Source organism: Methylobacterium sp. DB0501, from assembly GCF_011043735.1.
Classification (GTDB): domain Bacteria; phylum Pseudomonadota; class Alphaproteobacteria; order Rhizobiales; family Beijerinckiaceae; genus Methylobacterium; species Methylobacterium alsaeris.
Window position 1 is genome coordinate 104,154 of sequence record NZ_JAAKGV010000018.1, and the last position, 24,622, is coordinate 128,775.

Genomic DNA, 24,622 nt, shown 5'->3' on the forward strand with positions numbered 1-24,622 from the left:
CCGGACCAAACGCGGGGAAACGGGGCACGCCATGGGCAAGGATCGGGGCGACGATCGGGACAAGGGGCTGCGCAAGGGGCTGACGAGCTACGGCGATGCGGGCTTCTCGCTGTTCCTGCGCAAGGCCTTCATCAAGGCGGCGGGCTATTCCGACGACGCCCTCGACCGGCCGATCGTCGGCATCACCAACACGGCCTCCGACTACAACCCTTGCCACGGCAACGCCGCGCAGCTGATCGAGGCGGCCAAGCGCGGGGTGATGCTGGCCGGCGCGATGCCGATGGTGTTTCCGACGATCTCGATCCACGAGAGCTTCGCCCACCCGACCTCGATGTATCTGCGCAACCTGATGGCGATGGACACCGAGGAGATGATCCGCGCCCAGCCGATGGATGCGGTCATCGTCATCGGCGGCTGCGACAAGACCCTGCCGGCCCAGGTGATGGCGGCGGCCTCCGTCGACCTGCCGACCGTGGTGATCCCGGTCGGGCCGATGGTCGTCGGCCACCATCGCGGCGAGGTGCTCGGCGCCTGCACCGATTGCCGCCGCCTCTGGGGCGCCCACCGGGCCGGCGAGATCGACGAGCAGGAGATCGAGACCGTCAACGGGCGCCTTGCCCCCTCCGTCGGCACCTGCATGGTGATGGGCACGGCCTCGACCATGGCCTGCATGATCGAGGCGATGGGGCTCGCCCTGCCGATGGCCGGCACGATTCCGGCGCCCCACGCCGAGCGGATCCGCCTCGCGGAGGCGAGCGGTGCTTGCGCCGCCGCGATGGCGAAGGCCGGCGGACCGCGCCCGAGCCAGATCATGACCGGGGCCTCGATCCGCAACGCGCAGGTCGTGATGCAGGCGATCGGCGGCTCGACCAACGGGGTGATCCACCTCACCGCCATGGCGAACCGGGCGGGCATCGCGCTCGATCTCGCGAGCCTCGACGCGATCGGCCGCGAGGTGCCGGTGCTGGTCGACCTGAAGCCCTCGGGCGACCATTACATGGAGCATTTCCACCATGCCGGCGGCGTGCCGAAGCTGCTGCGCGAGCTCGGTGCCCTGATCGACCTCGACGCCCCGACGATCACCGGCGCGACCCTGCGGGACGTGGTGGCGGCGGCCGAGGACGTGCCGGGCCAGACCGTGATCCGTTCGCCGGACACACCGATCAAGCCGGTCGGCGCCATGGCGGTGCTCACCGGCAACCTCGCGCCGCGCGGCGCCCTCATCAAGCATTCGGCGGCGACCCCGCGACTCCTCCAGCACGAGGGGAGGGCCCTGGTGTTCGATTCGATCCCCGACATGGCGGCGCGGATCGACGATCCCGACCTGGACGTCTCGGCCGACGATGTGCTGGTCCTGCGCAATGCGGGCCCCAAGGGTGCGCCGGGCATGCCGGAGGCCGGCTACCTGCCGATCCCGAAGAAGCTCGCCCGCCAGGGCGTCAAGGACATGGTGCGGATCTCGGACGCCCGGATGAGCGGCACCGCCTTCGGCACGATCGTGCTGCACGTCACGCCGGAATCGGCGGTCGGCGGACCGCTCGCCCTCGTGCGCACCGGCGACCGCATCCGCCTCGACGTGGCCGGCCGGCGCATCGACCTCCTGGTGGACGAGGCCGAGCTCGCCGCGCGGTCCGCCGCCCTCGAGGCTCCGGCCCGGCCCGACTGGGCGTCCCGCGGCTATGCCCGCCTGTTCCACGACACCGTGACCCAGGCCGACCAGGGTTGCGACTTCGACTTCATGCGCCGGGAGGGTTGAACCGCCCGGCGCGGCCGGGCGAGAGTTCGGGCCGTCCGAATCCGCGGATCCCGGAGCGAAGCTTTTGCGCAGCGCGATCGTCCTGGGCGCCGGCATGGTCGGCCTCGGCACTGCCCTCCACCTGCAGCAGCGCGGCTGGTCGGTGGTGCTCGTCGACCGGGCCGAGCCGGGGCGGGAGACGAGCTTCGGCAATGCCGGGATCATCCAGGGCGAGGCGGTCGAGCCCTACGCCATGCCCCGGGACCGGGCGAGCCTGTGGGCGATCGCGCGGGGCCGCGGCAACGACGTCCATTACGAGGCGCGGTTCCTCCACCGCCATCTCGGGGCGCTCGCGCGCTACTGGTGGCACTCGGCCCCGCGCCGCCACGCGGCGGCGTCGCGCGCCTACGCCACCCTGATCGGGCAGGCGATCCCCGAACACGCGGCCCTGATCGCGGCGTCGGGCGCCGGCGACCTCGTCCGCCGCGGGGGCTTTCGCGTCCTCTTCCGCGAGCGGCGCGCCCTGGACGAGGCGGCGGCCGAGGCCGAGCGGCTGCGGGCGGCGTACGGCGTGCGGGCGCGGGTTCTCCCGCCGGCGGAACTCGGAGCCGCGGAGCCGGCCCTGAGATCGGCAGGGGAGGGGGCGGTCCACTGGGAGGATCCGTGGTCGGTCCGCGATCCCGGGGCGCTCGCGGCGGCCTACGCGGCCCTGTTCGCCCGGCGCGGCGGCGTCGTCGCCCGGGGCGAGGCCGACAGCCTGGCGCCGGCCGCGCGGGGCTGGCGCGTGCGGACCGCCGACGGCCCGGTCGAGGCGGCAGCCGCCGTGGTGGCCCTGGGGCCGTGGTCGCCGGACGTGCTGCGCCGGTTCGGCTACCGCATCGCGATGGTGCGCAAGCGCGGCTACCACCGGCACTGGCGCAGCGCCCGGACGCTGGAACTGCCGCTCCTCGACGCGCAGCACGGCTATGTCATGGCGCCGATGGCGGCGGGCCTGCGCCTCACCACCGGCGCCGAGCTGGCGGGACCGGAGGCCGCGACCGCCCCGGTCCAGCTCGCCCGCGCCGAGGCCGCCGCGCGCGACCTCATCGACCTCGACGGCCCGCGCGAGAACGCACCTTGGTCCGGCACCCGCCCCTGCCTGCCCGGCATGCTGCCGCTGGTCGGCGAGGCGCCGCGCCATCCGGGCCTGTGGTTCCATTTCGGCCACGGCCACCAGGGTCTCACCCTCGGCCCGACGACCGGACGCCTCCTCGCCGAGGTGATGTCGGGCGAGACGCCGCTGGTGCCGGCCGCGCCCTTCCGGCCGGGGCGGCGCTGACGGAATGGATGAGGCTGCCGCCCATGGTTTGGCTTTCTGCAAAAAACCATATCAAGGTGCGCCCTGCCCGGGCTGTATGAAGGGTTTTCGGACGGCCGTTCGCCGCGGCGGTACATGCCATGCCGTGGCCGGAGTATTCGTAGTCCGCGCGTGCGTCACGACGGCGTCACGGTGATCCACCTTGCGGCTTCATACGCGCCCCTTTCCCGGATCTCCGTCCACGTCGTTTCAATCGTCCGGGAAAGGGAAGAGGCTCATGAACAGACGTTTGCCCGTCGAACACGGCTGAGCCGCGCTGTCGCGTCCCGTTGCCGACCGGACACGGACCGGAGACGCCCGGAGCCCCGCCTCCGGCCCGCCCAATGGGCTAGCACGCCGCCGCTCACCAGGGTGCGGCCGACCAGGGCGGTGGGTGTAGGCACGGCCTAAGCGTATTATGCACCTGTCATGAGTTTTTCGGTCTGTTTGAGGATGAGACAGACGAAGGCGACCAGGTGCAGGTCTGCCAATGTGCTGGCGTAACGCTCGTCGTCCTTGACCAGACGTCGGCACCGCGTGGCCCAGGCGAACGAGCGCTCGACGACCCATCGGCGCGGCAGGAAGACAAAACCCGCGCATGGCTTCGGGCGCCTTGACCACCTCCAAGGCGATACCGTGGGCGCTCGCGGCCGCCCCAGGCTTGGGCCCGGTGTAGCCCTGATCGACAAAGGCCAGCTCGAGACTGTCTTGCGTCTCCGCCTGAACCTCGGCGCACAGCCGGCCAACCTCGGCCCGGTCGTCGACATCGGCGGGTGTCACATGCAGCGCCACGACATGGCCCGGCGTGTCCACCGCCAGATGCACCTTCGCCCCGCGCTTGCGCTCGGGCCCGTCGTAGCCCGCTCGCCGCTCTCGGGCGAGGAGCGCAGCGTCCGGCTGTCGAGGATCACCCCCGAGGGCTCCGGCTCCCACTCGGCTGCCATCCGCAGCACCGCCCGCAGATCACCAGCCACGTCCGCGAAGCCGTCGGCGGCAGCCAATGCTGCGTCTGCTGGTAGACCGCCGCCAGCACCGAGCTCGGCCACCAGTTCCTCAGCGGACTATCCGAGGGCGTAATGAGCGCACACAGTGTCATGGCGGTCGAACCGAGCGGGCTAAGGACGAGCTGCGAGATTCATTCGAAGAATTTCACGGGGTGCGTGCCAAAAAATTTTGCTTATGCGTCCTGCATAAGTGAGGTTATTTTTGAGTTTCCCTCTCGCTGCTTAATGTCATTTTCAAAATAATTGAGATAATTATGATGATGGAGCATGTATAATATTATTGTGTACTTTGACATCCGCAAGTTCTGCCAAGTATACGCATATTCGCAGCCAAGTTCGTAGCAAGCAAGAACTGGCATACTGAAAATTTATTTAATTTATCAAGGTTACACGATTTTCCGCGTAAGTCAATAGCCATCAAGTCTGCGCAACCACGTTTTTCTGGAAAGTGCGCACAAAGGCAGTCATAGAGCACCCATTGCTGCAGCGCAAAAAAACACCGCTATATTGATATTTATATTTTTTAATCAAACACTTGATAATATAATAAGTTTTTTATTTATATTTCATAAGACATTTGATTTCGCTGTTGCATCAAGAATAACATCCACTTTGATTGCCGCATCATCCCAAGACAAGCGATCGACGAATGGAAGACATCAGGATCTGCATCTGCTAAATTCACTGCGATGAGTAAGGGTAATAAATTCCTCATAAGAAAGCGAAGTGAGATTTATCTAAGTTAAAACTAAGATACATTGACCAGGATCTCGCTAGCTTACCATTCCTCATCGCGCGAACACGTTCGGCCTCGCGGCCGGGGCGCCGCAGAGACGTGAAACGCTGACCGGAGACGCAGAGCATGGGCATCTATCGCATGGGCAAGTTTGTGAATTCTGTTTCGGTGGCCGCGCTGCTGGCGCTGGCACCGCTCGCGGTGCCGCACGCCGCGCTCGCCAACGACAAGCTCGACGAGCTGTCGAAGAGCGACGAGAACTGGGTGATGCCGGGGAAGAACTACGCCTCGGACAATTACAGCAAGCTGACGCAGATCAACGACAAGAACGTCAAGAACCTGAAGGTGTCCTGGCAATTCTCGACCGGTCTGCTCAACGGCCACGAGGGGGCACCGCTCGTCGTCGACGGCAAGATGTACATCCACACCTCGCTCCCCAACAACACCTTCGCGCTCGGCCTCGACGATCCGGGCAAGATCCTGTGGCAGGACAAGCCGAAGCAGAACCCGGCCGCCCGCTCGGTGGCCTGCTGCGACCTGGTCAATCGCGGCCTCGCCTATTGGCCGGGCGACGGCAAGACCCCGCCGCTGATCATCAAGACTCTGCTCGACGGCCACGTCGCTGCGCTCAACGCCAAGACCGGCGAGACGGTGTGGAAGGTCGAGAATTCCGACATCAAGATGGGATCGACGCTCACGATCGCGCCCTACGTCGTCAAGGACAAGGTCATCATCGGCTCGTCGGGCGCCGAACTCGGCGTGCGCGGCTACCTGACCGGCTACGACGTCAAGACCGGCGAGCAGAAATGGCGCGCCTATGCCACGGGGCCGGATTCCGACCTGCTGCTGGCCAAGGACTTCAACATCAAGAACCCGCAATACGGCCAGTTCGGCCTCGGGACGCAGACCTGGGAAGGCGATTCCTGGAAGATCGGCGGCGGCACCAACTGGGGCTGGTACGCCTATGACCCCGGCACCAACATGATCTACTTCGGCACCGGCAACCCGGCGCCGTGGAACGAGACCATGCGTCCCGGCGACAACAAGTGGACGATGACCATCTTCGGCCGCGATGCCGATACGGGCGAGGCGCATTTCGGCTACCAGAAGACCCCGCATGACGAGTGGGACTTCGCCGGCGTCAACGTGATGATGCTGTCCGACCAGAAGGACAGCGAGGGGAAGATGAGGAAGCTCCTCACCCATCCCGACCGGAACGGCATCGTCTACACCCTCGACCGCACCGACGGCTCGCTCGTCACGGCGAGCAAGATCGACGACACCGTCAACGTCTTCAAGACCGTCGACCTGAAGTCCGGCCTGCCGGTGCGAGATCCGGAATACGGCACCCGGATGGACCATCTCTCCAAGGACATCTGTCCCTCGGCGATGGGCTACCACAACCAGGGCCACGATTCCTATGATCCGGAGCGCAAGCTCTTCTACATGGGCATCAACCACATCTGCATGGATTGGGAGCCCTTCATGCTGCCCTACCGGGCCGGCCAATTCTTCGTCGGCGCGACGCTGAACATGTATCCGGGTCCGAAAGGCGACCGCCAGAATGCCGAGGGCCTGGGCCAGATCAAGGCCTACGACGCCATCACCGGCAAGTTCAAATGGGAGAAGATGGAGCGCTTCGCAGTCTGGGGCGGCACCACGGCGACCGCCGGCAACCTGGTCTTCTACGGAACGCTCGACGGCTACATCAAGGCCCGCAACTCCGACACCGGTGAGCTGCTCTGGAAGGCGAAGCTGCCGTCGGGCGCGATCGGCTACCCGATCACCTACAGCCACAAGGGCACGCAATACGTGGCGATCTACTACGGTGTCGGCGGCTGGCCGGGCGTCGGCCTCGTCTTCGACCTCCAGGATCCGACCGCCGGCCTCGGCGCCGTCGGCGCCTTCAAGAAGCTCGCCAACTACACCCAGATGGGTGGTGGCGTGACGGTGTTCTCCCTCGACGGCAAGGGTCCCTACGACGACCCGAATGTCGGCGAGTACTCGGCGAACTGATCCGTCGACTTCCGCCCCTCCCCGTTCGCGGGGAGGGGCGGCCCGCTGCCTCCCATGACAACGGATCCGATCATGTTGAGATCGCTCGGACATCTGCGCCGGTCCCTTCTGGCCGCGACGCTCGCCGCCGCCGGCTTCGCGACACCGGCCCTCGCCCAGACGATCACCCGGACTGCGCCCGCCGAGACCACGCCCGCTCCGCCGCCCGACGACGGCGTCCTGCGGGTCTGCGCCTCCGCCTCGCAGCCGCCGCTCTCGCTCAAGGACGGCACCGGCCTCGAGAACCGCATCGCCACTGCTGTCGCCGAGACGATGGGGCGCAAGGTGCAGTTCGTGTGGTCGGACAAGCCCGCGATCTACCTGGTGCGCGACTTCCTCGACAAGAAACTGTGCGACGTCGTCGTCGGGCTCGATACCGGTGATCCGCGGGTGCTGACGACGAAGCCGTATTACCGCAGCGGCTACGTCTTCGTGACCCGGGCGCAGGACGGGCCCGACGTGTCGTCCTGGTCCGACCCGCGCCTCAAGACGGTGAACCACGTCGCGGTGCCGTTCGGCTCGCCGAGCGAGGCGATGCTGAAGAACATCGGCCGCTACGAGGAGGACATGGCCTACCTCTATTCGCTGGTGAACTTCCGCTCGCCGCGCAACCAGTACACCCAGATCGACCCGGCCCGCCTCGTCGGCGAGGTCGCAAGCGGCAAGGCCGAGGTCGCCGCGCCCTTCGCCCCGGACGTCGCCCGCTTCGTCAAGGCCTCGCCGGTGCCGCTGCGCATGACCCTGGTGAAGGACGACGCGACCCGCAGCGACGGCCAGAAGGTCGCCATGCGCTTCGACCAGTCGATGGGCGTGCGCAAGGGCGACGAGGCTTTGCTGACCGCCCTCGACAAGGCCATCGTCAAGGCCCGCCCGGAGATCGATAAGATCCTGAAGGACGAGGGCGTGCCGACGGTGCCGACCGGCTCCTGATCCTTTTCCCGGACCCCCTTCCTGGCGGACCGCCGGACGCGGTCCCGCGACCTAAAGCGAGCGTTCATGATCCAGCGTAGGACCGCCCTCGGCGCCAGCCTCGGGCTCGTCATCCTCATTGCCGGCCTCGGCGCCCTGCCGCGTGCCACCACAGCGCAGAACAGCGCCGTCGACCTGCGCAACGTCGTCACCGGCGAGAAGCTCGACTTCTCCGACGTGCTGCCGGAGGGGAAGGACACGCCCGGGGTGAAGCAGTTCCTGGCCACCGGCCACAATCCCTACATCACCGATGCGAGCTGCCTGAAGAAGGGCGAGCAGACCTTCCTCGCCGCCTGCTCCGGCTGCCACGGCCATATCGGCGAGGGCAAGATCGGCCCCGGCCTCAACGACAATTACTGGACCTACCCGCAGAACACGACCGATGTCGGTTTGTTCTCGACGATCTTCGGCGGCGCCAACGGCCAGATGGGGCCGCATAACGAGAGCCTGACCCTCGACGACATGCTCCAGGTCTCGGCCTGGATCCGCCACCTCTATACGGGGCCGGTCCAGGACGCCGAGTGGCTGAACGACGAGCAGAAGAAGACCTACAAGCCCTACAAGCTCGGCGAGACCTTCCCCGACAATCCGCCTGGGATGTGCGCCAAGAGCGGCAAGTCCTGACGGTCCCCGATCCCGGGCCGCCGCACGGCCCGGGATGCCATGGCCGGAGCCGCTCGTCCGGTCCGGCCGCGATCCGCCCGCTACGAACGATAATCCGACAGGAGGAACACAATGCGTCTGACCCTCGCCGCCGCGACCCTCGCGCTGCTCGCCGGCGCCGCCGCGCCCGCGCTCGCCTATGACGGCACCAAGTGCAAGGCGCCGGGCAATTGCTGGGAGCCCAAGCCCGGCTTCCCCGAGAAGATCGCCGGGACCAAGTACGATCCCAAGCACGATCCCAAGGAGCTGAACAAGCAGGCCGCCTCCATCCACGCGATGGAGGAGCGCAACAAGAAGCGCGTCGAGAACTTCAAGAAGACCGGCAAGTGGGAATACGACGTCAACAAGATCGCGGCGCAATAAGGCTTTCCCCGCGCGGCGCCGTCGCGCGCCGCGCTTTCCCTGCCTCGCGACACGTCCCGGAACCGTCGATCCGCATGACCCCGATCCGTCCGCCCGACACGGCCCTGACCGACTGGCGCCAGGCCGCCCTGCGCTTCGAGGCGGAGATCGCCAAGGCGGTGATCGGCCAGGAGCGGGCGATCCGGCTCGTCACCATCGCGATCTTCGCCCGCGGCCACGTACTGCTCGAAGGCGATGTCGGGGTCGGCAAGACCACCCTGCTGCGGGCGGTGGCCCGCGCGCTCGGCGGCGCCTACGAGCGCGTCGAGGGCACGGTCGACATGATGCCGGCCGACCTGATCACCCACACCTACCTCGCCGAGGACGGACGGCCGCGGATCGAGCCCGGCCCGGTGCTGCGCCGGGCCGAGGATCTCTCGGTGTTCTTCTTCAACGAGATCAACCGGGCGCGGCCCCAGGTCCATTCCCTGCTCCTGCGCCTGATGGCCGAGCGCAGCGTGTCGGCCTTCAACCGCGAGTACCGGTTCCCGCATCTCCAGGTCTTCGCCGACCGCAACCGGGTCGAGCGCGAGGAGACCTTCGAATTGCCGGCGGCGGCCCGCGACCGGTTCCTGATGGAGATCGGCATGGAGGCGCCGACCGATCCGGATCTGCGCCGCCGCCTCGCCTTCGATCCGCTCTTCCACGACACCGATGCGCTGATCGCCGGGATCGCCCCGGACGTGATCGACCAGGCGTCGGTCGCCGGCATCGCGGCGGCGATCCAGCACGGCATCCATGCGAGCCCCGCCCTGGAGGAGTACGTCGTCCGGTTGTGGGCGGCGATCCGTGAGCCGGCGCAAGCCGGCATCGCCCTGCCGGACGTCGCCATGGACGCCCTGGTCCAGGGCGGGGCGAGCCCGCGCGGCGTCGCCTTCCTGATCCGCGCCGCCCGGGTCCGGGCCTGGCTCGAGGGCCGCGACATGCTGCTGCCCGAGGACCTGCGCGCCGTCTTCGCCGAGACGATGGCGCACCGGATCTTCCTCGAACCGGTCTACGAGATGCGCCGGGAGAGCATCGTGCCGGCCCTGTGCCGGGCGGTGCTGGACACGGTGCCGGCACCGTGACCGGGGACATCCTCTACCGCCTGCGCGGCCCGGCCGTCGGTCCCGGGCCCGGCGCCCACCGCGCGCGCGACACCGGCGGCCTCGGCGTCTTCCGCGATCAGGTGCCGTTCTGGCGCCACCCCGATGCCCGTCGCATCGATCTGCGCGCGACCCTGCGCGACCCGTTCGAGGGAACGGTGGTGCGCCGGTTCGAGCAGCGCCGGGCGCTCGAAGTCTGGGCGCTCGTCGATCTCTCGGCCTCGATGCGCTTTCGCGGCGCGGGCGCGACCTGGGACCTGACGACCGAGCTCTGCGTCGCGCTCGCCCGCTCGGCGACCCGGATCGGCGACGCCTTCGGGCTCATCGGCTGCGGTGCCGGTCCGGACCTGATGCTCCCGGCCTCGCGCCGGCGCGGCACCGCCGACGTGGTCGCGGACCGGCTCGCCGCGATCCGGCCCCGGGGGAGGAGCGCCGACGGGCTCCTCGCGGCGGCCTCGTCCCTGGCGGGCCGGCGCAAGCTCGTGGTGGTCGTCTCGGATTTCCGCCTGCCCGACGCGCTGATCGGCGCCCTGTTCGAGCGGCTCCAGGGCCACGACGTCGTCCCGGTTTCGATCGAGGACGGCGCTCTCGGCGAGAACCTGCCGGCCTTCGGCCTGATCGAGTTGGAGGATCTGGAAGGCGGAGGAAAGCGGCGGGTGCTGATGCGGCCATCCTTGCGAGCCCGCTGGCTCGCCCGCGAGACCGAGCGACGGGAGTTCCTGCGCCGCCTCGCCCTCCGGCACGGAAGGCCGCCCTATCGCCTCGCCGACCGCTTCGACGGCGACGATTTCTCCCGTCACCTGCTCGGGACCGCCGCATGAGGACGCGGGCGATCAAGCCGCCACGGGTGGCGCGGGAGATCCCGACCGTGGTGATGGCCGGGGTTCTGTCGGTCTGCCTGCCTTTGCCGGCCGGGGCCCAGATCGGATCGGTGATGGTGCGCTCTCCGCGGCCGTTCGGGCTCTTCGTCGGCGACTGTTTCGACGCCACGGTCGAGATCGAGGCCGCGGACGGCTTCGCGCCGCAGCCTGCCTCGCTGCCCAAGCCCGGACCGCTGACCTACTGGCTCGACCTCACCGCGGTCTCGGTCGCGCCCGGGCCGGCGCGGGCCGGAAACCGGCTCTGGCGCCTGTCGCTCACCTACCAGACCTTCTACGCCGCCCTCGACGTGCGCCGCCTCGACGTGCCGGCCTTCACCGTGACCTTCGCCAGCGAGGTTCCGCGCGCGACGACCAGCGCCGTCGCCGAGGTGCCGAGCTGGCAAATCAGCGTATCGCCCCTGCGCGAGATCCAGCCACCGCCGGTCGCCGATCCGGTCGAATATCTCCGGCCCGAGAGCCCGAATCCCCGCCGTGATCCAGCTTTGGCTCGTGCGGTCGCCTGGGCCTTCGCGTCTTTCAGCGTCGCGGGCCTCTTCGCTCTCGCCCGCGACCGGGCCTGGTGGCCGTTCCGGCGCCGGGCGGCCCGGGCCTTCGCGGCGGCCTGGCGGCAGGTGCGCCGGCACGCCGCCCGCCGCGACGCCGAGGCCGCCTACCGCGAGGCGCTGCTGGCGCTCCATCGCGGCCTCGATCGTACGGACGGTCGGCGGGTGATGGGCGAGGATCTGGCAGGATTCCTCGCCCGGCATCCCGCCTACGCTGCCCTGGCCCAACCGCTAGACCGCTTCTTCCAGGCTTCCCGCGAGGTCTTCTTCGGACGCGATCCGTCGCTGGCGCAGCGTACTTGCCCGTTCCCCGACCTCGTCGCGACGGCTCGCCGCCTCGCCGCGGCGGAGCGAACGGCGAAGGCGGGAGGGCGGTCATGACCGCTTCCCTGACCGCTCTCGTCTCCCGCTTCGGGGTGACGGCCCCGGCCTGGCTGTGGCTGCTCCCGCTGGCGCTGCTGCCGCTCGCCGCGTCCGCGCAGAAACGCATCCCGGTACCCTCGCTGGCCATGGTTCCGGCCGACGGGCTGTCGCGCCTCGTCGATGCGGTGCTGACGCTCGCCGGCATGGCGGCGATCGGGTGCCTCATCCTCGCCCTCGCCGGACCGCACCTCGTCGGCGAGAGCCTGGTGCGGACGGGGGAGGGGGCTCAGATCTCGCTCCTCATCGACCGCAGCGGCAGCATGAACGAGACTTTCGCGGGCAGGCAGCCGTCCGGGCCCGAGGAGTCGAAGGCCGCCGCCTCGCGGCGGATCCTCGAAGGGTTCGTCGGCCGCCGGCCGCACGATCTCGTCGCGGTCTCGGCCTTCTCGACCTCGCCGATGGCGGTGCTGCCGATGACCGACCGCCACGACGCCGTGCGGGCGGCGATCCGGGCGATCGACCGGCCGGGCCTGGAGGCGACCAACGTCGCCCGCGGCCTCGGCCTGGCCCTGGCGCAGTTCGGCCCTGGGGCGCCGCAGGCCGCCCGCGTGCTGCTCCTGGTCTCGGACGGTGCCGCGGTCATCGACCGACGCATCCAGCCCCTCCTGCGGGAAGAATTCGCGAAGATCCACCCGACCCTGTACTGGCTTTTCCTGCGCACCGCCGGCTCGCCGGGCCTCGGCGACCGCCCGGCGGGCGAGGACACGCCGCAGGCGGCGCCCGAGCGCCATCTCGACCTGTTCTTCAAGAGCCTCGGCGTGCCCTACCGCGCCTTCGAGGCCGAGAACGCGCAGGCGGTCGAGGAGGCGATCCGCGAGATCGACCGCCAGGAGCGCAAGCCGATCTCCTACACCGAGCGGCGTCCGCAGCGCGATCTCACCGGGTTCGCCTACGGCCTCGCCGCCTTTGCCATCGGACTGCTTCTCGGGGCCAAGCTCGCCGAGACCGACCTGGCGACCCGAGCGCCCGCGTCCCGCCCGGCGGCCTCCCGCGAGATCCGGCGCGCCGCATGACCACCACTCGTCCTTCCCTCGCGCGCGTCCTGCGGCGGGCCTGGGGGCCCGTTCGCCCGGTAATGATCGTCGCCCTGCCGATCGCCGGCGCGGCGGGAGCGCTCGCCTGCGTTGCCCTCACCTGGCGCGATGGGAGCGCCAACCGCGCCATCGCGGCGCTCGAGGCCGGCCATGACCGCCCGGTCACCGCCGATGCCGTCCCGGAACTGCTGCTGGCCCGCATCCGCTTCCTCGCCGCCCGCGAACGCCTCGACGAGGCCGAACCGCTGATCGCTGCCCTCGACGGCAGCGGCTCGCCGGCCCTGCGCGCGCTGGCGCAGATCGCGCTGGGGAACGCGCGGCTGCGGCAGGCCTTCGCCAAGCTGGAAGCAGGAGATCTCGAGTCGGCCACGCCGCTTGTCGGGCTCGCCCGGCAGGCCTATCGCCGCGCGCTGACCCTCCGGCCCGAGGCCTGGAACGCCAAGTTCAATCTCGACGTCGCCTCGCGCCTCGTGCGCGACTTCCCCGAGCGCGGGCGCGAGCAGGGCGAGGAGATGCCCGCCGACCCAAAGAAGATCTGGACCGACATCCCGGGCCAGCCGCGGGGGCTGCCGTGATCCCGGCTCCCCTCGCGCGGCTCGCCGCCGACGCGCGCGGCCGGTGGCTCGCCGGGGCGTTCGCCCTCACGGCGCTGACAGGCGTCGCGCCGCACCTCTCCGTCACGGGGCAGCGCGTCGAGGCCGTGGTGGTGATCGACATCACCGGCAGCATGAACACCCGCGACGAGCGCCTCGCTGGCAAGCCGGTGAGCCGGCTCGACAAGGCCAAGGCCGTGTTGCGCGACCTCGCGGCGTCCTTGCCTTGCGGCTCGCGCCTCGGCCTCGGGCTGTTCGCCGAGCGGCGCACCTTCCTGCTGTTCGAGCCAATCGAGACCTGCGCCGATTTCGCCGCCCTCGACGGGGCCCTCGCGGGTCTCGACTGGCGCATGGGCTGGGAGGGGGACAGCCGGGTCGCTGCCGGCCTGTTCCGGGCGATCGGGCTGGCAGGGGATCTTCACAGCGACCTCGTCTTCGTCACCGACGGCCACGAGGCGCCGCCTCTGCCGGCCCGCGGCGGCCCCGCCTTCGAGGGAAAGCCCGGCGCGGTGCGCGGGCTGATCGTCGGCGCCGGCGGCCATGCCCCGTCGCCGATCCCACGCTACGACGATCGGGGCCGCGAGATCGGATTCTACGGGGCGGAGGACGTGCCGCACGAGAACCGGTTCGGCCCGCCACCGCCGGATGCCGAGACGCGCGAGGGCTACAACCCGCGCAACGCGCCCTTCGGTGCCAATGCCGCTCCCGGCCAGGAGCACCTCTCCTCGGTGCGCGAAACCTATCTGCGCGGGCTCGCGGCCGAGACCGGCCTCGCCTACGCGCCCCTCGACGCGCCGGGAGGCCTCGCGGGCGCCCTCACGACGGCAGCGACGCCGCGGACGCGCCCGATCCGGCTCGATCTGCGTCCGGTCCTCGGTGGGGCGGCGCTCGCTGCCCTCCTCGTCCTGTTCGGTCTTCTGCCCTGGCATGCCCGCCTGCGCGAGACCGTCTTCCGCCTTCGTCACGGAGCGTAAAGCATGCGTCGGTTCCACGATTCCCTGTTCGGCGGCCTCCTCGCCGCGGCGACGTTCACCGTTGCGACGGTTGCCCTCGCTCATGGGCCGACTCCGCAGAAGATCGAGGCTACGGTCACCATCGCGGCTCCCCCCGACAAGGTCTGGACCGTCGCCGGCAACTTCGCCGGGATCGCCGGCTGGAACCAGCTCGTCGCGAGCGGCACGAGCAAAGGCGACGGCACCAAGAACGGCGACACCCGGACCCTGACGCTCAAGAATGGGGGCGTCCTGCAGGAGAGCCTCGACGAATATGACGCGGCCCGGCGCAGCTACTCGTACCGCCTCGACGATCCCGACCTGAAGGCCCTGCCGGTCTCGTCCTACTCGGCGACCGTCACGGTGACGCCGGAGGGGGCGGGCAGCAAGGTGTCCTGGTTCGGGAGGTTCTACCGCGGCGATACCGGCAACGAGCCGCCGGAGGACTTGAGCGACGCGGCCGGCCGGGCGGCCATGAAGGCCTATTTCGAGGCGGGGCTCGCCGGGCTGAAGGCCAAGGTGGAGGGCGGCCCGTGAGGGCGCTCCTCCTCGCCGTCCTCCTCTCCGTGCCGGCCTTCGGGCCGGCCGGCCTCGCGGCCGAGATCTACGTCGCGAGCCAGGATGGCGGGGTGGTGTCGCGCATCGATCCCGCGTCCCCGCGGGTGATCGCCGCCATCCCGGTCGGGCCCGGCCCGGCGGGGCTGGCGACGGGACCCGGAGGGCGGATCTACGTCACCCATCCCGACCACAAGGCGATCTCGGTGATCGACGGGCCCGCCGGACGGGTCATCGCCCGCCTGGACCATCCGGGCTCGCCCTTCGGCATCGCCGCCGCGCCCGACGGATCCGCACTCTACGTCGGCGATTGGCGCCGGGGCGAGGTGGTGCGGCGCGACCCCCGTACCGGCGAGGCCGTAGGCCCCCCCGTGCCGGTTCCCGATCCCGCCGGTCTCGTTCTCGATCGCCGAGGGGCCCGCCTCTACGTCGCCGACCGCGAGCATCGCCGGATCGTCGCGATCGACACGGCCGGGATGCGGGTGAGCGGCACCGCGGCCACCGGCGAGGGGCCTTTCGCGGTGGCCCTGAGCCCCGACGGGGAGCGGCTCTACGTGGCGAACGTGCGCAGCAACGACCTCACGGTGATCGACGCCCGGACGCTCGCCCCGGTCGCCACCGTGCCGGTCGGGGCGATGCCCTACGGCGTCGCCGTGACGGCGGACGGGCGCACGGTCGTGGTGAGCCGCCAGCATGCCGGCAGCATCGCCCTTTTGTCGGCCGACCGCCTGGCGCCGGATGGCGAGGTCGCGGTCGGTCGCTATCCGGAGGGCGTGCTGGCGCTGGAGGATGGCCGCGTCGCCGTCGCCAACTGGTTCTCGGGCGACCTCTCCTTCGTCGATCCCCGGTCGCGCCGGGAGCTGGCGCGGCTGCCCCTGGCGGACGGCCCCCGCGGGCTCGCGGTCTCGCTCCGATGAGGCCCGGATCGACTGCCGTCAGGGGAGCCGCCCCCTTCGTCCTCGGGGTGCTAGCGGCGTGCGGCGACGAGCCGGCCCGGGAGGAGGCCCATCACGAGGCTCCCGCCGCCATCGTCACCCGCCGCGACGACGGCGCCCGGACCGACTGGCTCACGCCCGACGACCGCACCGATCCCGCCCGCTGGCTCGCTGCCCGCGCCGCAGGGCGGACGCTGCCGCCGGGCGATGCGGCCGTGGCGAACCTGCAGGCGGTCTTGCGAGAGGTCTTGGCGCGGGCCCGGCCGCACTTCATCGAGGATCCGCGCATGATCGCCAACCGCACGGCGCAGGTGGCCGGCATGATGATGGACGCGCCGGCGCCCGACACGCTGATCGCCGGGCTGACGGCGGTCGCGGCTCCCACGGGGCGGCGGCAGCTCTACGGCAGCCTGTGTCAGCAATACGTGACCCTGCGAGCCGGCGGAGCCGACCATGACGCGGCCCTCGATCGCCTCCGGGGGAGTCACGGAGCGCAAAGCCCGGGTGCGCCGATGGCCCGTTGAAGGCTCGGCCTGGGGGATGTCTGCGCATCGCGCACGAGGGAGAGGAACGCCACGCCCAACAGCAGCGTGCTCGTCGTCGACGATCACCCTTTTCTCTTGCGGGCTTCGAGGAAGCTCATGCGGCCGTCTACTGCGCGGGCGATGTCGAAGACGGCGATCGCTGCTTCGTCGCGAATCGACCGGCCGTTGTAGTGGCGGACTTGACCTATCGCGACGGCTCCCTCTCCGGGCTCTCGCTGATCGCCCGCATTCGCGCCGGGGGCGCGCATTCTCCTGTTCAGCATGCATGATGATCCGACCGTCGTCGCCCGAGCCCTGGCCGTCGGGGCGACCGGCGACCTGCTCAATGACACCACGACGTCCGACCTGCTGGCGGCCTTCCAACGGGTACGCGCGGGGATGGTCTCGATCGACCAACGTCTCGCCGTCGCGCGACGAGAAGCGGTGCCGCATCGGTTCCGCCGAGACAATCGCCAAGATATTTGCCATCACACACGGAGCCTGTCTTGATCCTCCATGCCATTTCGCTGTTTGCCCTCGTGCTCACGGCGGCCCAAGCCGCCGATGACTCGAGTCCGGCTGACAAGGCCGCGGTCAGCAACGACGCCGTCAAGCTCGCCGGTCTGGTCCGGTTCGTGGCCGAGTCCTGCCCCGGCACGAAGCCCGACTACGCCCGGTTCCGCGAGGTCGTGGAACGGCTTGGCACCGATCTCGCGGCTCTGTCCCACGGCGAGCCGCTGATCCGCTCTGCCGCCTACACCCAGGCCTACCAGAAGGACCCGGAGGCGAGCTGCCGCCGGGCACAGGAGAGTTTCGGTCCGAACGGGACGGTGGTGCCGGGCCTGCTTGGTCCTGGCTGATCGGGCCGGCCGATCACCGGGTGCGGAGGACTGCGTCGCGCAGGGCATCGACGAGGGCACCCTCGAGCAGCAGGGCCGAGCCGTAATGGAACTCACCATCGTAGGGACGGCGGGAATTCATCGACAGAGATGCGCTCTGCATCGCGATCAGACGACCCCCGGCATCGAACAGCCCGGATCCGGATCCGCCGTAGCCGTTGTTGCAATCGTGCCGGGCCTGCCGGATGCCGTCCTCGCCCGGTGGGTCGATCTGCCGGATCGTACAGGCCTCGAGGCTGGTCGCGCTGCCGAAATTCTCGTGTCCGGCCGGCGAGACCATCGTCACCGCGATGGTCTCGCTCCCTGTTCGCAGCTCGGCCGGTGCGTCCGTGATCGGCTGCGCGACTGCTGGTGTGACCGGCTCCTTGAGGTGGAGCAGCGCCCAGTCGTCCGTGATGTGCAGCGCCTCCGCGCCGGGCCGGACTCCGAGTTGCAGGCTGTCCGGCTCGAAATCGTAGTTGCGGCCGGCGATCTGGAAGAAGCAATCGGCCACCGCGCGGGTGACCTCGAGCCGCCGGCTCCGGAAATTGTGGGCGTTGAGCATGACGACCCGCGGTCCGGCGATCAGCCAGGCTGCGGCGGCCCGCTTCGGCACGCCCGAGGCGTCGCGGCAGAAGAGGACGCCTGCACCGGGGAACCTGGCGAAATCCGCGCCGGTCATGGCCCGACGGCCATCCTGCGGATAGAGCGCGGCCAGCCGTCCATCGCCGGCCGCCCCCGGTCCGGACAGGGCGGTGCCGACCGCTACCGCAGCCAAGATGCATCGTCCCGAATGGCTCATGGCCGCGACCGCCTCGAAGTCTTGCGCCGAGATACCTCAGCCTAGCTGACGCCAATGAAGAATGCTCGGTGCTGAAGCGTCAACTTGGAGCAGTGACGCGGAGCGGCGGCGTCACTCGTGGGACAGGAGGTTTTTGACGTGCGCGACCCGCTCGGCAGCGGTGAGCATGCGGGTGTTGATCGCAACCTGCTGGATGAGGAACTGGCCGGCGCCGACGATTTTGCCGATATGGGCCGACACCGAATGCGTTCCTTTCTCCGTGCAGACGATCCGGATGCGCCTCGTCTTGCCGTCCTTGGCCTCACATTCCGTCCCATCGGCCGTGATGCGCCGGAACGAGGATGAGGTCTCGCCAATCGTCTGAGAGCGCCTAACAGAGCGGTACGATTGGGGCGGTCGGGCGTTGAGCTGGTATGGCTGGCCCGCTCCTTCCCGACGATCTCCGGGCTGCAATCGCCCCGCTTCTGCCGCCGCACCCGCCTCGCCCCAAGGGGTGGACGTCCTCGGCTGGACGACCGCGCCGCCCTGACCGGCATCCTGTTCGTGCTGCGCTCGGGCATCCCCTGGGAGATGCTCCCGGCCGAGATGAACTGCGGCTGCGGCATGAGTTGCTGGCGCCGGCTGCGCGACTGGCAGGCCACCGGCGTGTGGCGGCGCCTGCATGCGGCGGGCGGGATCGATTGGAGCCGGGCGAGCGTCGACAGCGCGAGCGTGCCGGCGAAAAAACGGGGTCTGCCACCGGCCCGAACCCAACGGACCGGGGCAAGACGGGCACCAAACGCCACCTCGTCACGATGCGCGTGGTACGCCACTCGGCCTCGTCCTGACGGGTGCCAACTGCCACGACGGCCCGCTGATGGCCCCGACGCTGGACGCGATCCCGCCCTTGCGCAGCGGGCGGCGTGGACGCCCGCTGCGGCGGCCCGACAGGCTGCACGCCGACAAGGCCTACGATGCCAGAGTGCGGCGGCGGAGTGCCGAACGCGGGATCAGCCCGCGGATGGCCCGACGCGGCATCGAGAGAAGTGACAGGCTCGGGCGGCACCGCTGGGTGGTCGAGCGCAGCCATGCCTGGTTCAACCGCGCCCGCCGCTTGCTCGTTCGCTACGAACGCCGCGCCGACATCTACGAGGCCTTCACGGTCCTGCGGGCCAGCCTCGCCACCCTCCACCAGATCGAGCGATTCTGTGAGGCGCTCTCAATCAAGTGCCAGCCTACCCGACTACCTCAACGCTTTCCGGTGACATGGCTGCATATACCGAGCGTAGAGCAGCCCGGCCAGGATCGTCAGGCCGACCGCAAGGGGTGCGGAGAGGTCGCGTTCCGGGCCCACCGCACTCGCCCTCGCGTCACTCCGCCCGTCCCATCATAGAACTAACGGAACCGTGGCCGCGACGGCGATCGATCTTGGCGGATTGAAGCTCGGCAGGTCGAAATCCAGCTCGCCCCCTTGCCGGAGATTAGCCGGCTTCCAGATCACACCGAAAGGTCGGGGGGCGGACGGACATGCTGGGCTGGTTCCGGGCACTGATGCCCAGGGAGGACCGCTTCTTCGACCTGTTCGAGCGGCATGCGCGTACGCTGGTCGCCGGCGCCGAGGCGTTGGACCAGCTGCTCAAGAGCGGCGAGGACGTGCCGCGCTGGTGCCGGACCATCGCCGAGCGCGAGCAGGAGGCCGACGACATCGCCCGCGAGGTGCTGGAGGCGGTGCGCCGCAGCTTCATCACGCCATTCGACCGTGGCGACATCAAGGACCTGATCCAGTCGATGGACGACGCCATCGACCAGATGAACCGGACCGCCAAGACCATCATGCTGTTCGAGGTGCGGGACTTCGATCCCGTCATGCGCGAAATGGGCGGAACGGTGCTGGAGGCCGCCCGCCTCACCGCCGAGGCGGTGCCGCTCCTCAACGGCATCGGCAAGCATTCCACCCGCCTGTCCGAGCTGACAGAGCGGGTGACGAAGGTCGAGGGGCGCTCCGACGCCCTGCACGAGCAGGGGCTGAAGGCGCTCTACCACGCGAGCGGCCGCACCGATCCGATGGCCTACATCGTCGGCAGCGAGATCCTCGGCCATCTCGAGGACGTGGTCGACCGCTTCGAGGACGTCGCCAACGAGATCAGTGCCATCGTGATCGAGAACGTGTAGGAGCCTTGATCGTGGAGGCTGCCCTCTCGCTGCCGCTGCTCGCCGGGCTGATCGCCGTCGCGCTGTTGTTCGATTTCCTCAACGGCCTGCACGACGCCGCCAACTCGATCGCCACCATCGTCTCGACGCGGGTGCTGCGGCCGCAATACGCGGTGGTCTGGGCCGCATTCTTCAACTTCATCGCGTTCCTGTTCTTCGGCCTGCACGTCGCCCAGACGCTCGGCACCGGCATCGTCGCGGCGAGCCTGGTCGATGCCCGGGTGATCTTCGGCGCGCTTTCCGGCGCCATCGCCTGGAACGTGCTGACCTGGGTGCTCGGCATCCCGTCGAGCAGCTCGCACGCGCTGGTCGGCGGCCTCGTCGGGGCCGGGCTCGCCAAGGCCGGCTGGCAGGCGGTGGTCTGGGGCGGGCTCGGCAAGACCGCCGCCGCCATCGTGCTCTCGCCGCTCCTCGGCTTCGCGCTGGCGCTGCTCCTCGTCCTGATCGTCTCGTGGCTCTGCGTGCGCTCCACGCCCTTCGCGGTCGACCGCCGGTTCCGGATGCTGCAATTCGTCTCCGCTTCGCTCTACAGCCTCGGCCATGGCGGCAACGACGCCCAGAAGACGATGGGCATCATCGCGGTACTGCTGTTCAGCCAGGGCCATCTCGGCTCCGAGTTCCACGTGCCGCTCTGGGTGGTGCTGTCGTGCCAGGCGGCCATGGCCGCCGGCACGCTGCTCGGCGGCTGGCGGATCGTCCACACGATGGGCTCGCGCATCACCCGGCTCACGCCGATGCAGGGCTTCTGCGCCGAGACCGGCGGGGCGCTGACCCTGTTCGGGGCGACCTGGCTCGGGGTGCCGGTCTCGACCACCCACACCATCACCGGGGCGATCGTCGGGGTCGGCGCGGCGCGGCGCACCTCGGCGGTGCGCTGGGGCGTGGCGAGCGACATCGTGGTGGCCTGGGTGCTGACCCTGCCGGCGGCGGCCCTGATCGGCGCGGGAGCCTATGCCCTCACGGGGCTGGCGACGTGAGGGCGACGTCGGGGCAGATTCCGGCTGGACAGCACGGTCCGCCCGTCGTCTCCTGCCGCCCGCATCACGACCGGGAGGATACCGTCATGCGCAGGGCCCTGATGTCTGGCGCCGCCTGTCTCTGCCTCGTCCTGTCCCTGCCGGCGGCGGCGCAGACCGCGACGAACCTCGTCGCCCTGAAGGGGCTCGCCCCGGTCAGCGCCCTGCAAAGGACCCCGGAAGGGCGCGCCGCCCTCGAGGTCAACCTGCGGGTGACCGGCGACATCCAGTTCGGCACCGCCAAGCCGCCGCATCTCTTGCCTCTCGACCAGCAGCGCCAGCTCGCCCTGCGCGACTGCTTCATCACCGACGGCAACGCCACCGAGCTCGCCGACGGCCTCGGCAGCCGGCTGGCCGAGATCTACCAGTCCAAGGCGCGCTATACGGACTACAAGACCTTCAGCAACGTGACGCAGTCGGTCGCCGACCTGCTCGGCTACACCAACAACATCACGAAATCCGATTCGAACTCCGGAAAATACTTCTTCGCCAATGGCACCACGGACGGCAAGGCGCCGGTCTCGGAGGCGGCCGCCGCGATCTTCACCGCGCGGGACGGCGTCCCGGACGTGTTCGGCCGGGCCTACGACCGCAGGGCCGGAGCCAAGGGAGCGGACGCCTTCGGCAATTCGCGGCCGTTCCAGACCTTGGCCCAGCTCTACGCCTATCGCGGCAACGACTATTTCGGCCAGGGCTCGCACAGCCTCGACTGGCTGCACGGGCCGAGCCAGAACCTGACCGACAGCCCGTCCTATCCGAGCGGCCACACCACCTACGGCTATACCGAATCCCTCGTCCTCGCCCTGCTGGTGCCCGAGCGCTACCAGCAGATGATCGCGCGGGCGGCCGAGTACGGCAACAACCGCATCGTCGTCGGCGCGCATTACGCCATGGACGTGCTCGGCGGTCGCGCGGTGGCGCTCCACGCCGTCGCCCACCTGCTCGCCAACGACCCGGCCTATGTCGGCCAGATCCGCAGGAACCCGGCGGTGATCGAGGAGATGAGCCGCGCGACCAACGACGCGGTGGCGATCACCGATTACCGCGCCGCCCTGGAGGCGGCCCGCTCCGACCTCGCCCTCGTGCTGAAGGATGCCTGCGGCGAGGCGCTGGGGAGTTGCGCCGCCAAGGATACCGGCCGGTTCCGGGATCCGGCGGCCAACGAGGCCCTGTACAACGCCACCCAGACCTACGGCCTGCCGGTGGTCCATGCCGCGACCGCCGACAGCGTCGAGGATGTGGGCAAGCTCGCGCCGGAAGCCGGCTACCTCCTGACCGCCGCCTTCCCGTCCCTGACCCTCGCGGAGGCGAACGCCATCCTGACCGAGACGCAAGGACCCGGCGGCGGCTTTCTCGACGACGGCTCCGCCTTCGGGGTCTATTCGCGCCTGAACCTCTACGCCGCCGCCGGCAAGGCGGCGGCCCTCGCGGCGACGCGGCGGGGGCCGGCGCCGACGCGCTGACGCTGCCCCCGGGCCGTGGCGCGGTCTGTCGGCATCCTGGCGTCGAACCGTCCGGGACGAGGAAAGGGTACGAGGCTTTTCCTCCTTCCCGGCAGATCCCGGGCTCGGCAAGCGCCAGGCGAGGTCGGACAAGCCCGACTTCGCGCGGGGAACGGCCCGCTCGTCTCTTTTCACGAACAGCCCTGCGCCCGCGGGGAGAGGTTCCGCGCCGTTCCTTGGAAACTCTCCCGGACGGCTTCGCGCCGGGCGCGGCAGGGGGCCGTGCCCGCCCGGAGAGACGATATCCCCCGGATCTTGGCGGAGATGGTGAAATCGTCCCGTGTTCTCGCTTATTTTAAATAATAAAAACTATAGACGCTCCTGCTTGGAGGGCATTATCGTAATAATGCTCATCACGTCGCCCCGGCCGATTTCCGCCCGGTGAGGGAATTGCTTCGATGAACCTGTGGCCCTCGCGCCGGCCGGGATCCGGGCCGGATCGCTCCGTGTCCTCAGCGCCGCGCCGCAGCATCGGCGCTCTATCTTCACGGACAAAGGTCCGGTCCGAGAGCGGGGCCACCGCCGACCACGACCGACATGCCGCCCGGAGCCTGCACGCCTCTCAGAGACGGGTGGCCGTCAAGCAGTCCGACCGCGACGGGTTGATCGGCTGACGGCGAGAGGATGGACTCAAAACGCAGTTGCACACTGCCCGCTGTCTCTCTTGGTCATCCTGGGGATCGTCTTCGGAGAATCCCGGGACGACCGGGGAGGATGCGGCTCCGGTCGCTCCCATCACGCCGACACTCGACAGAAGGACCCCCATGACGCTCACCCGACGCACCTTCGCCGCCGGCACCGCCGCCGCCCTGGCGGCCTTCGCGACGGCGGGCCCGGCCCGGGCCGACCGCGTGCTGCGGGTCGGCTACCAGAAATACGGCACGATGCTGCTGCTGAAGGCCCGCGGCAGCCTCGATGCGGCGCTCAAACCCCTCGGGTTCCGGGTCGAGTGGCGGGAATTCCCGGGCGGGCCGCAACTCCTCGAGGCGCTCAACGCCAAGGCCGTCGATCTCGGCATCGTCGGCGAGACGCCGCCGATCTTCGCGCAAGCGGCCGGCGTGCCGCTGGTCTACCTCGCCCATGAGCCGCCCGCCCCGAAGAGCGAGGCGATCGTCGTCCGGATGGACAGCCCGATCCGCACGGTCGCCGACCTGAAGGGGAAGACGGTCGCGCTCAACAAGGGCTCGAACGTCCATTACCTGCTGGTGCGGGCGCTGGAGGCGGCCGGCCTCGCTTATGCCGACATCCAGCCGGTCTTCCTCGCCCCGGCCGACGGGCGGGCGGCGTTCGACGGCGGGTCGGTCGAGGCCTGGGTGATCTGGGACCCGTTCCTGGCCGCCGTCGAGATCGCGAGCGGCGCCCGGGTGCTGCAGGACGCCACCGGGCTCGCGGCGAACCACCAGTTCTACGTCGGCGAGCGCTCCTTCGTGGAATCGCAGCCGCAGGCCGTCGACGCGGTGCTGGCGGCAATCGCCGAGGTCGACCGCGAGACCAACGGGGTGACCGAGGCGGCGGCGCGCGAACTGAGCCCCGCCATCGGCATGCCCGTGCCGATCCTCTCCCGCGCGCTCGCCCGCCAGAGCTGGGGCGTCGCCCCCCTCGGGCCGGAGGTGGTCGCCGGGCAGCAGCGCATCGCCGACACCTTCCTGCGCCTCGGGCTGGTGCCGCGGCCGATCCGGGTGGCGGACACCGTGCGGCAGGCGCGGGCCTGAAGCCTGACAGCGCGGTGCTCGGGCGCTATATCGGTCGGCATCGTCGATCGCGGGCTAC

Annotated in this window: 23 protein-coding genes and 2 pseudogenes; 22 read left to right on the top strand and 3 right to left on the bottom strand. The window is 69.7% G+C overall.

Going from position 1 to position 24,622, the window contains the following annotated elements; translation table 11 throughout:
* Window positions 1–31 precede the first annotated feature (31 nt).
* Together G4G93_RS24370 and G4G93_RS24375 are read left to right on the top strand one after the other, a co-directional pair.
* On the top strand, window positions 32–1,756 hold the full coding sequence (locus G4G93_RS24370; protein WP_165088180.1) for an IlvD/Edd family dehydratase: 1,725 nt from the start codon (window positions 32–34) through the stop codon (window positions 1,754–1,756).
* 64 nt (window positions 1,757–1,820) lie between these two features.
* Window positions 1,821–3,053 (top strand): FAD-binding oxidoreductase, encoded by a 1,233-nt coding sequence (locus G4G93_RS24375; RefSeq protein WP_165088182.1) that lies wholly within the window; start codon window positions 1,821–1,823, stop codon window positions 3,051–3,053.
* Between the two features lie 434 nt (window positions 3,054–3,487).
* On the opposite strand, the pseudogene G4G93_RS24380 reads toward G4G93_RS24375, so the two are convergent.
* A pseudogene (locus tag G4G93_RS24380) lies at window positions 3,488–4,098 on the bottom strand (transposase); the annotation flags it as partial.
* An 854-nt stretch (window positions 4,099–4,952) separates the two neighbouring features.
* On the opposite strand from G4G93_RS24380, the gene G4G93_RS24385 reads away from it, so the two are divergent.
* From G4G93_RS24385 to G4G93_RS24445, 13 genes are all read left to right on the top strand, one after another.
* Window positions 4,953–6,827: a methanol/ethanol family PQQ-dependent dehydrogenase gene (locus G4G93_RS24385; protein ID WP_165088387.1), complete on the top strand. Its 1,875-nt coding sequence runs from the start codon at window positions 4,953–4,955 to the stop codon at window positions 6,825–6,827.
* Between the two features lie 72 nt (window positions 6,828–6,899).
* Complete coding sequence (moxJ, locus tag G4G93_RS24390; protein WP_165088185.1) at window positions 6,900–7,796, top strand: methanol oxidation system protein MoxJ; 897 nt, start codon at window positions 6,900–6,902, stop codon at window positions 7,794–7,796.
* Between the two features lie 66 nt (window positions 7,797–7,862).
* Entirely contained in the window at window positions 7,863–8,459 is a 597-nt protein-coding gene (moxG, locus tag G4G93_RS24395) for a cytochrome c(L), periplasmic (protein WP_165088187.1), read from the top strand.
* A 111-nt stretch (window positions 8,460–8,570) separates the two neighbouring features.
* On the top strand, window positions 8,571–8,861 hold the full coding sequence (locus G4G93_RS24400; RefSeq protein ID WP_165088190.1) for a methanol dehydrogenase [cytochrome c] subunit: 291 nt from the start codon (window positions 8,571–8,573) through the stop codon (window positions 8,859–8,861).
* Window positions 8,862–8,935: 74 nt separating this feature from the next.
* Window positions 8,936–9,967 (top strand): MoxR family ATPase, encoded by a 1,032-nt coding sequence (locus G4G93_RS24405; protein WP_165088193.1) that lies wholly within the window; start codon window positions 8,936–8,938, stop codon window positions 9,965–9,967.
* Window positions 9,964–10,806, top strand: coding sequence for a DUF58 domain-containing protein (locus G4G93_RS24410; RefSeq protein WP_165088195.1), 843 nt, complete (start codon window positions 9,964–9,966; stop codon window positions 10,804–10,806). The genes G4G93_RS24405 and G4G93_RS24410 overlap by 4 nt, the downstream gene beginning before the upstream one ends.
* Window positions 10,803–11,789 (top strand): nonribosomal peptide synthetase MxaA, encoded by a 987-nt coding sequence (locus tag G4G93_RS24415; protein ID WP_246736987.1) that lies wholly within the window; start codon window positions 10,803–10,805, stop codon window positions 11,787–11,789. The genes G4G93_RS24410 and G4G93_RS24415 overlap by 4 nt, the downstream gene beginning before the upstream one ends.
* An 8-nt stretch (window positions 11,790–11,797) precedes the next feature.
* On the top strand, window positions 11,798–12,844 hold the full coding sequence (locus G4G93_RS24420) for a vWA domain-containing protein (protein ID WP_165088392.1): 1,047 nt from the start codon (window positions 11,798–11,800) through the stop codon (window positions 12,842–12,844).
* Window positions 12,841–13,440: an MxaK protein gene (locus tag G4G93_RS24425; RefSeq protein WP_165088198.1), complete on the top strand. Its 600-nt coding sequence runs from the start codon at window positions 12,841–12,843 to the stop codon at window positions 13,438–13,440. Before G4G93_RS24420 ends, G4G93_RS24425 begins: the two co-directional genes overlap by 4 nt.
* Window positions 13,437–14,432, top strand: a complete 996-nt coding sequence (locus tag G4G93_RS24430) for a vWA domain-containing protein (RefSeq protein WP_165088201.1) — start codon at window positions 13,437–13,439, stop codon at window positions 14,430–14,432. Before G4G93_RS24425 ends, G4G93_RS24430 begins: the two co-directional genes overlap by 4 nt.
* Window positions 14,433–14,435: 3 nt before the next feature.
* The gene (locus G4G93_RS24435; RefSeq protein WP_165088203.1) at window positions 14,436–14,987 is read left to right on the top strand and encodes an SRPBCC family protein; all 552 of its coding nucleotides are present in this window, start codon (window positions 14,436–14,438) and stop codon (window positions 14,985–14,987) included.
* Window positions 14,984–15,922: a YncE family protein gene (locus G4G93_RS36620; RefSeq protein WP_165088206.1), complete on the top strand. Its 939-nt coding sequence runs from the start codon at window positions 14,984–14,986 to the stop codon at window positions 15,920–15,922. Before G4G93_RS24435 ends, G4G93_RS36620 begins: the two co-directional genes overlap by 4 nt.
* Window positions 15,919–16,464, top strand: a complete 546-nt coding sequence (locus tag G4G93_RS24445) for a hypothetical protein (RefSeq protein WP_165088209.1) — start codon at window positions 15,919–15,921, stop codon at window positions 16,462–16,464. Before G4G93_RS36620 ends, G4G93_RS24445 begins: the two co-directional genes overlap by 4 nt.
* Before the next feature lie 83 nt (window positions 16,465–16,547).
* On the opposite strand, the gene G4G93_RS24450 is transcribed toward G4G93_RS24445, so the two are convergent.
* Window positions 16,548–16,748 (bottom strand): hypothetical protein, encoded by a 201-nt coding sequence (locus G4G93_RS24450; RefSeq protein ID WP_165088211.1) that lies wholly within the window; start codon window positions 16,746–16,748, stop codon window positions 16,548–16,550.
* A 222-nt stretch (window positions 16,749–16,970) separates the two neighbouring features.
* On the opposite strand from G4G93_RS24450, the gene G4G93_RS24455 reads away from it, so the two are divergent.
* A complete protein-coding gene (locus tag G4G93_RS24455; protein WP_165088214.1) occupies window positions 16,971–17,324 on the top strand; it encodes a hypothetical protein in 354 nt (117 codons plus the stop codon).
* Window positions 17,325–17,337: 13 nt separating this feature from the next.
* Here the strand turns inward: G4G93_RS24455 and G4G93_RS24460 are convergent, their stop codons facing one another.
* Window positions 17,338–18,144, bottom strand: a complete 807-nt coding sequence (locus tag G4G93_RS24460; RefSeq protein ID WP_165088217.1) for a trypsin-like peptidase domain-containing protein — start codon at window positions 18,142–18,144, stop codon at window positions 17,338–17,340.
* Between the two features lie 138 nt (window positions 18,145–18,282).
* Between G4G93_RS24460 and G4G93_RS24465 the strand changes: the two genes are divergently transcribed.
* The 6 genes and pseudogenes from G4G93_RS24465 (at window position 18,283) to G4G93_RS24490 (ending at window position 24,564) form a co-directional block, all read left to right on the top strand.
* Window positions 18,283–18,489 carry a hypothetical protein gene (locus G4G93_RS24465; protein ID WP_165088219.1) on the top strand — a complete coding sequence of 69 codons (207 nt, stop codon included), beginning with the start codon at window positions 18,283–18,285 and terminating at the stop codon, window positions 18,487–18,489.
* A 68-nt stretch (window positions 18,490–18,557) separates the two neighbouring features.
* A pseudogene (locus G4G93_RS24470) lies at window positions 18,558–19,333 on the top strand (IS5 family transposase); the annotation flags it as partial.
* 317 nt (window positions 19,334–19,650) lie between these two features.
* A complete protein-coding gene (locus tag G4G93_RS24475; protein WP_165088221.1) occupies window positions 19,651–20,295 on the top strand; it encodes a DUF47 domain-containing protein in 645 nt (214 codons plus the stop codon).
* An 11-nt stretch (window positions 20,296–20,306) separates the two neighbouring features.
* On the top strand, window positions 20,307–21,311 hold the full coding sequence (locus G4G93_RS24480; protein ID WP_165088223.1) for an inorganic phosphate transporter: 1,005 nt from the start codon (window positions 20,307–20,309) through the stop codon (window positions 21,309–21,311).
* Between the two features lie 86 nt (window positions 21,312–21,397).
* The gene (locus G4G93_RS24485) at window positions 21,398–22,813 is read left to right on the top strand and encodes a phosphatase PAP2 family protein (protein WP_165088225.1); all 1,416 of its coding nucleotides are present in this window, start codon (window positions 21,398–21,400) and stop codon (window positions 22,811–22,813) included.
* Window positions 22,814–23,616: 803 nt separating this feature from the next.
* On the top strand, window positions 23,617–24,564 hold the full coding sequence (locus G4G93_RS24490; protein ID WP_165088228.1) for a sulfonate ABC transporter substrate-binding protein: 948 nt from the start codon (window positions 23,617–23,619) through the stop codon (window positions 24,562–24,564).
* Window positions 24,565–24,622 lie beyond the last annotated feature (58 nt).

Excerpts from the sequence above, each read along its gene's own strand:
- G4G93_RS24450 (WP_165088211.1), bottom strand. The coding sequence starts at position 16,748 with ATGCTGAACAGGAGAATGCGCGCCCCCGGCGCGAATGCGGGCGATCAG.
- G4G93_RS24490 (WP_165088228.1), top strand. The coding sequence starts at position 23,617 with ATGACGCTCACCCGACGCACCTTCGCCGCCGGCACCGCCGCCGCCCTG.
- moxJ (WP_165088185.1), top strand. The coding sequence starts at position 6,900 with ATGTTGAGATCGCTCGGACATCTGCGCCGGTCCCTTCTGGCCGCGACG.
- G4G93_RS24425 (WP_165088198.1), top strand. The coding sequence starts at position 12,841 with ATGACCACCACTCGTCCTTCCCTCGCGCGCGTCCTGCGGCGGGCCTGG.
- G4G93_RS24460 (WP_165088217.1), bottom strand. The coding sequence starts at position 18,144 with ATGAGCCATTCGGGACGATGCATCTTGGCTGCGGTAGCGGTCGGCACC.
- G4G93_RS24445 (WP_165088209.1), top strand. The coding sequence starts at position 15,919 with ATGAGGCCCGGATCGACTGCCGTCAGGGGAGCCGCCCCCTTCGTCCTC.
- moxG (WP_165088187.1), top strand. The coding sequence starts at position 7,863 with ATGATCCAGCGTAGGACCGCCCTCGGCGCCAGCCTCGGGCTCGTCATC.
- G4G93_RS24405 (WP_165088193.1), top strand. The coding sequence starts at position 8,936 with ATGACCCCGATCCGTCCGCCCGACACGGCCCTGACCGACTGGCGCCAG.
- G4G93_RS24400 (WP_165088190.1), top strand. The coding sequence starts at position 8,571 with ATGCGTCTGACCCTCGCCGCCGCGACCCTCGCGCTGCTCGCCGGCGCC.
- G4G93_RS24385 (WP_165088387.1), top strand. The coding sequence starts at position 4,953 with ATGGGCAAGTTTGTGAATTCTGTTTCGGTGGCCGCGCTGCTGGCGCTG.
- G4G93_RS24435 (WP_165088203.1), top strand. The coding sequence starts at position 14,436 with ATGCGTCGGTTCCACGATTCCCTGTTCGGCGGCCTCCTCGCCGCGGCG.
- G4G93_RS24370 (WP_165088180.1), top strand. The coding sequence starts at position 32 with ATGGGCAAGGATCGGGGCGACGATCGGGACAAGGGGCTGCGCAAGGGG.
- G4G93_RS24485 (WP_165088225.1), top strand. The coding sequence starts at position 21,398 with ATGCGCAGGGCCCTGATGTCTGGCGCCGCCTGTCTCTGCCTCGTCCTG.
- G4G93_RS24475 (WP_165088221.1), top strand. The coding sequence starts at position 19,651 with ATGCTGGGCTGGTTCCGGGCACTGATGCCCAGGGAGGACCGCTTCTTC.
- G4G93_RS24415 (WP_246736987.1), top strand. The coding sequence starts at position 10,803 with ATGAGGACGCGGGCGATCAAGCCGCCACGGGTGGCGCGGGAGATCCCG.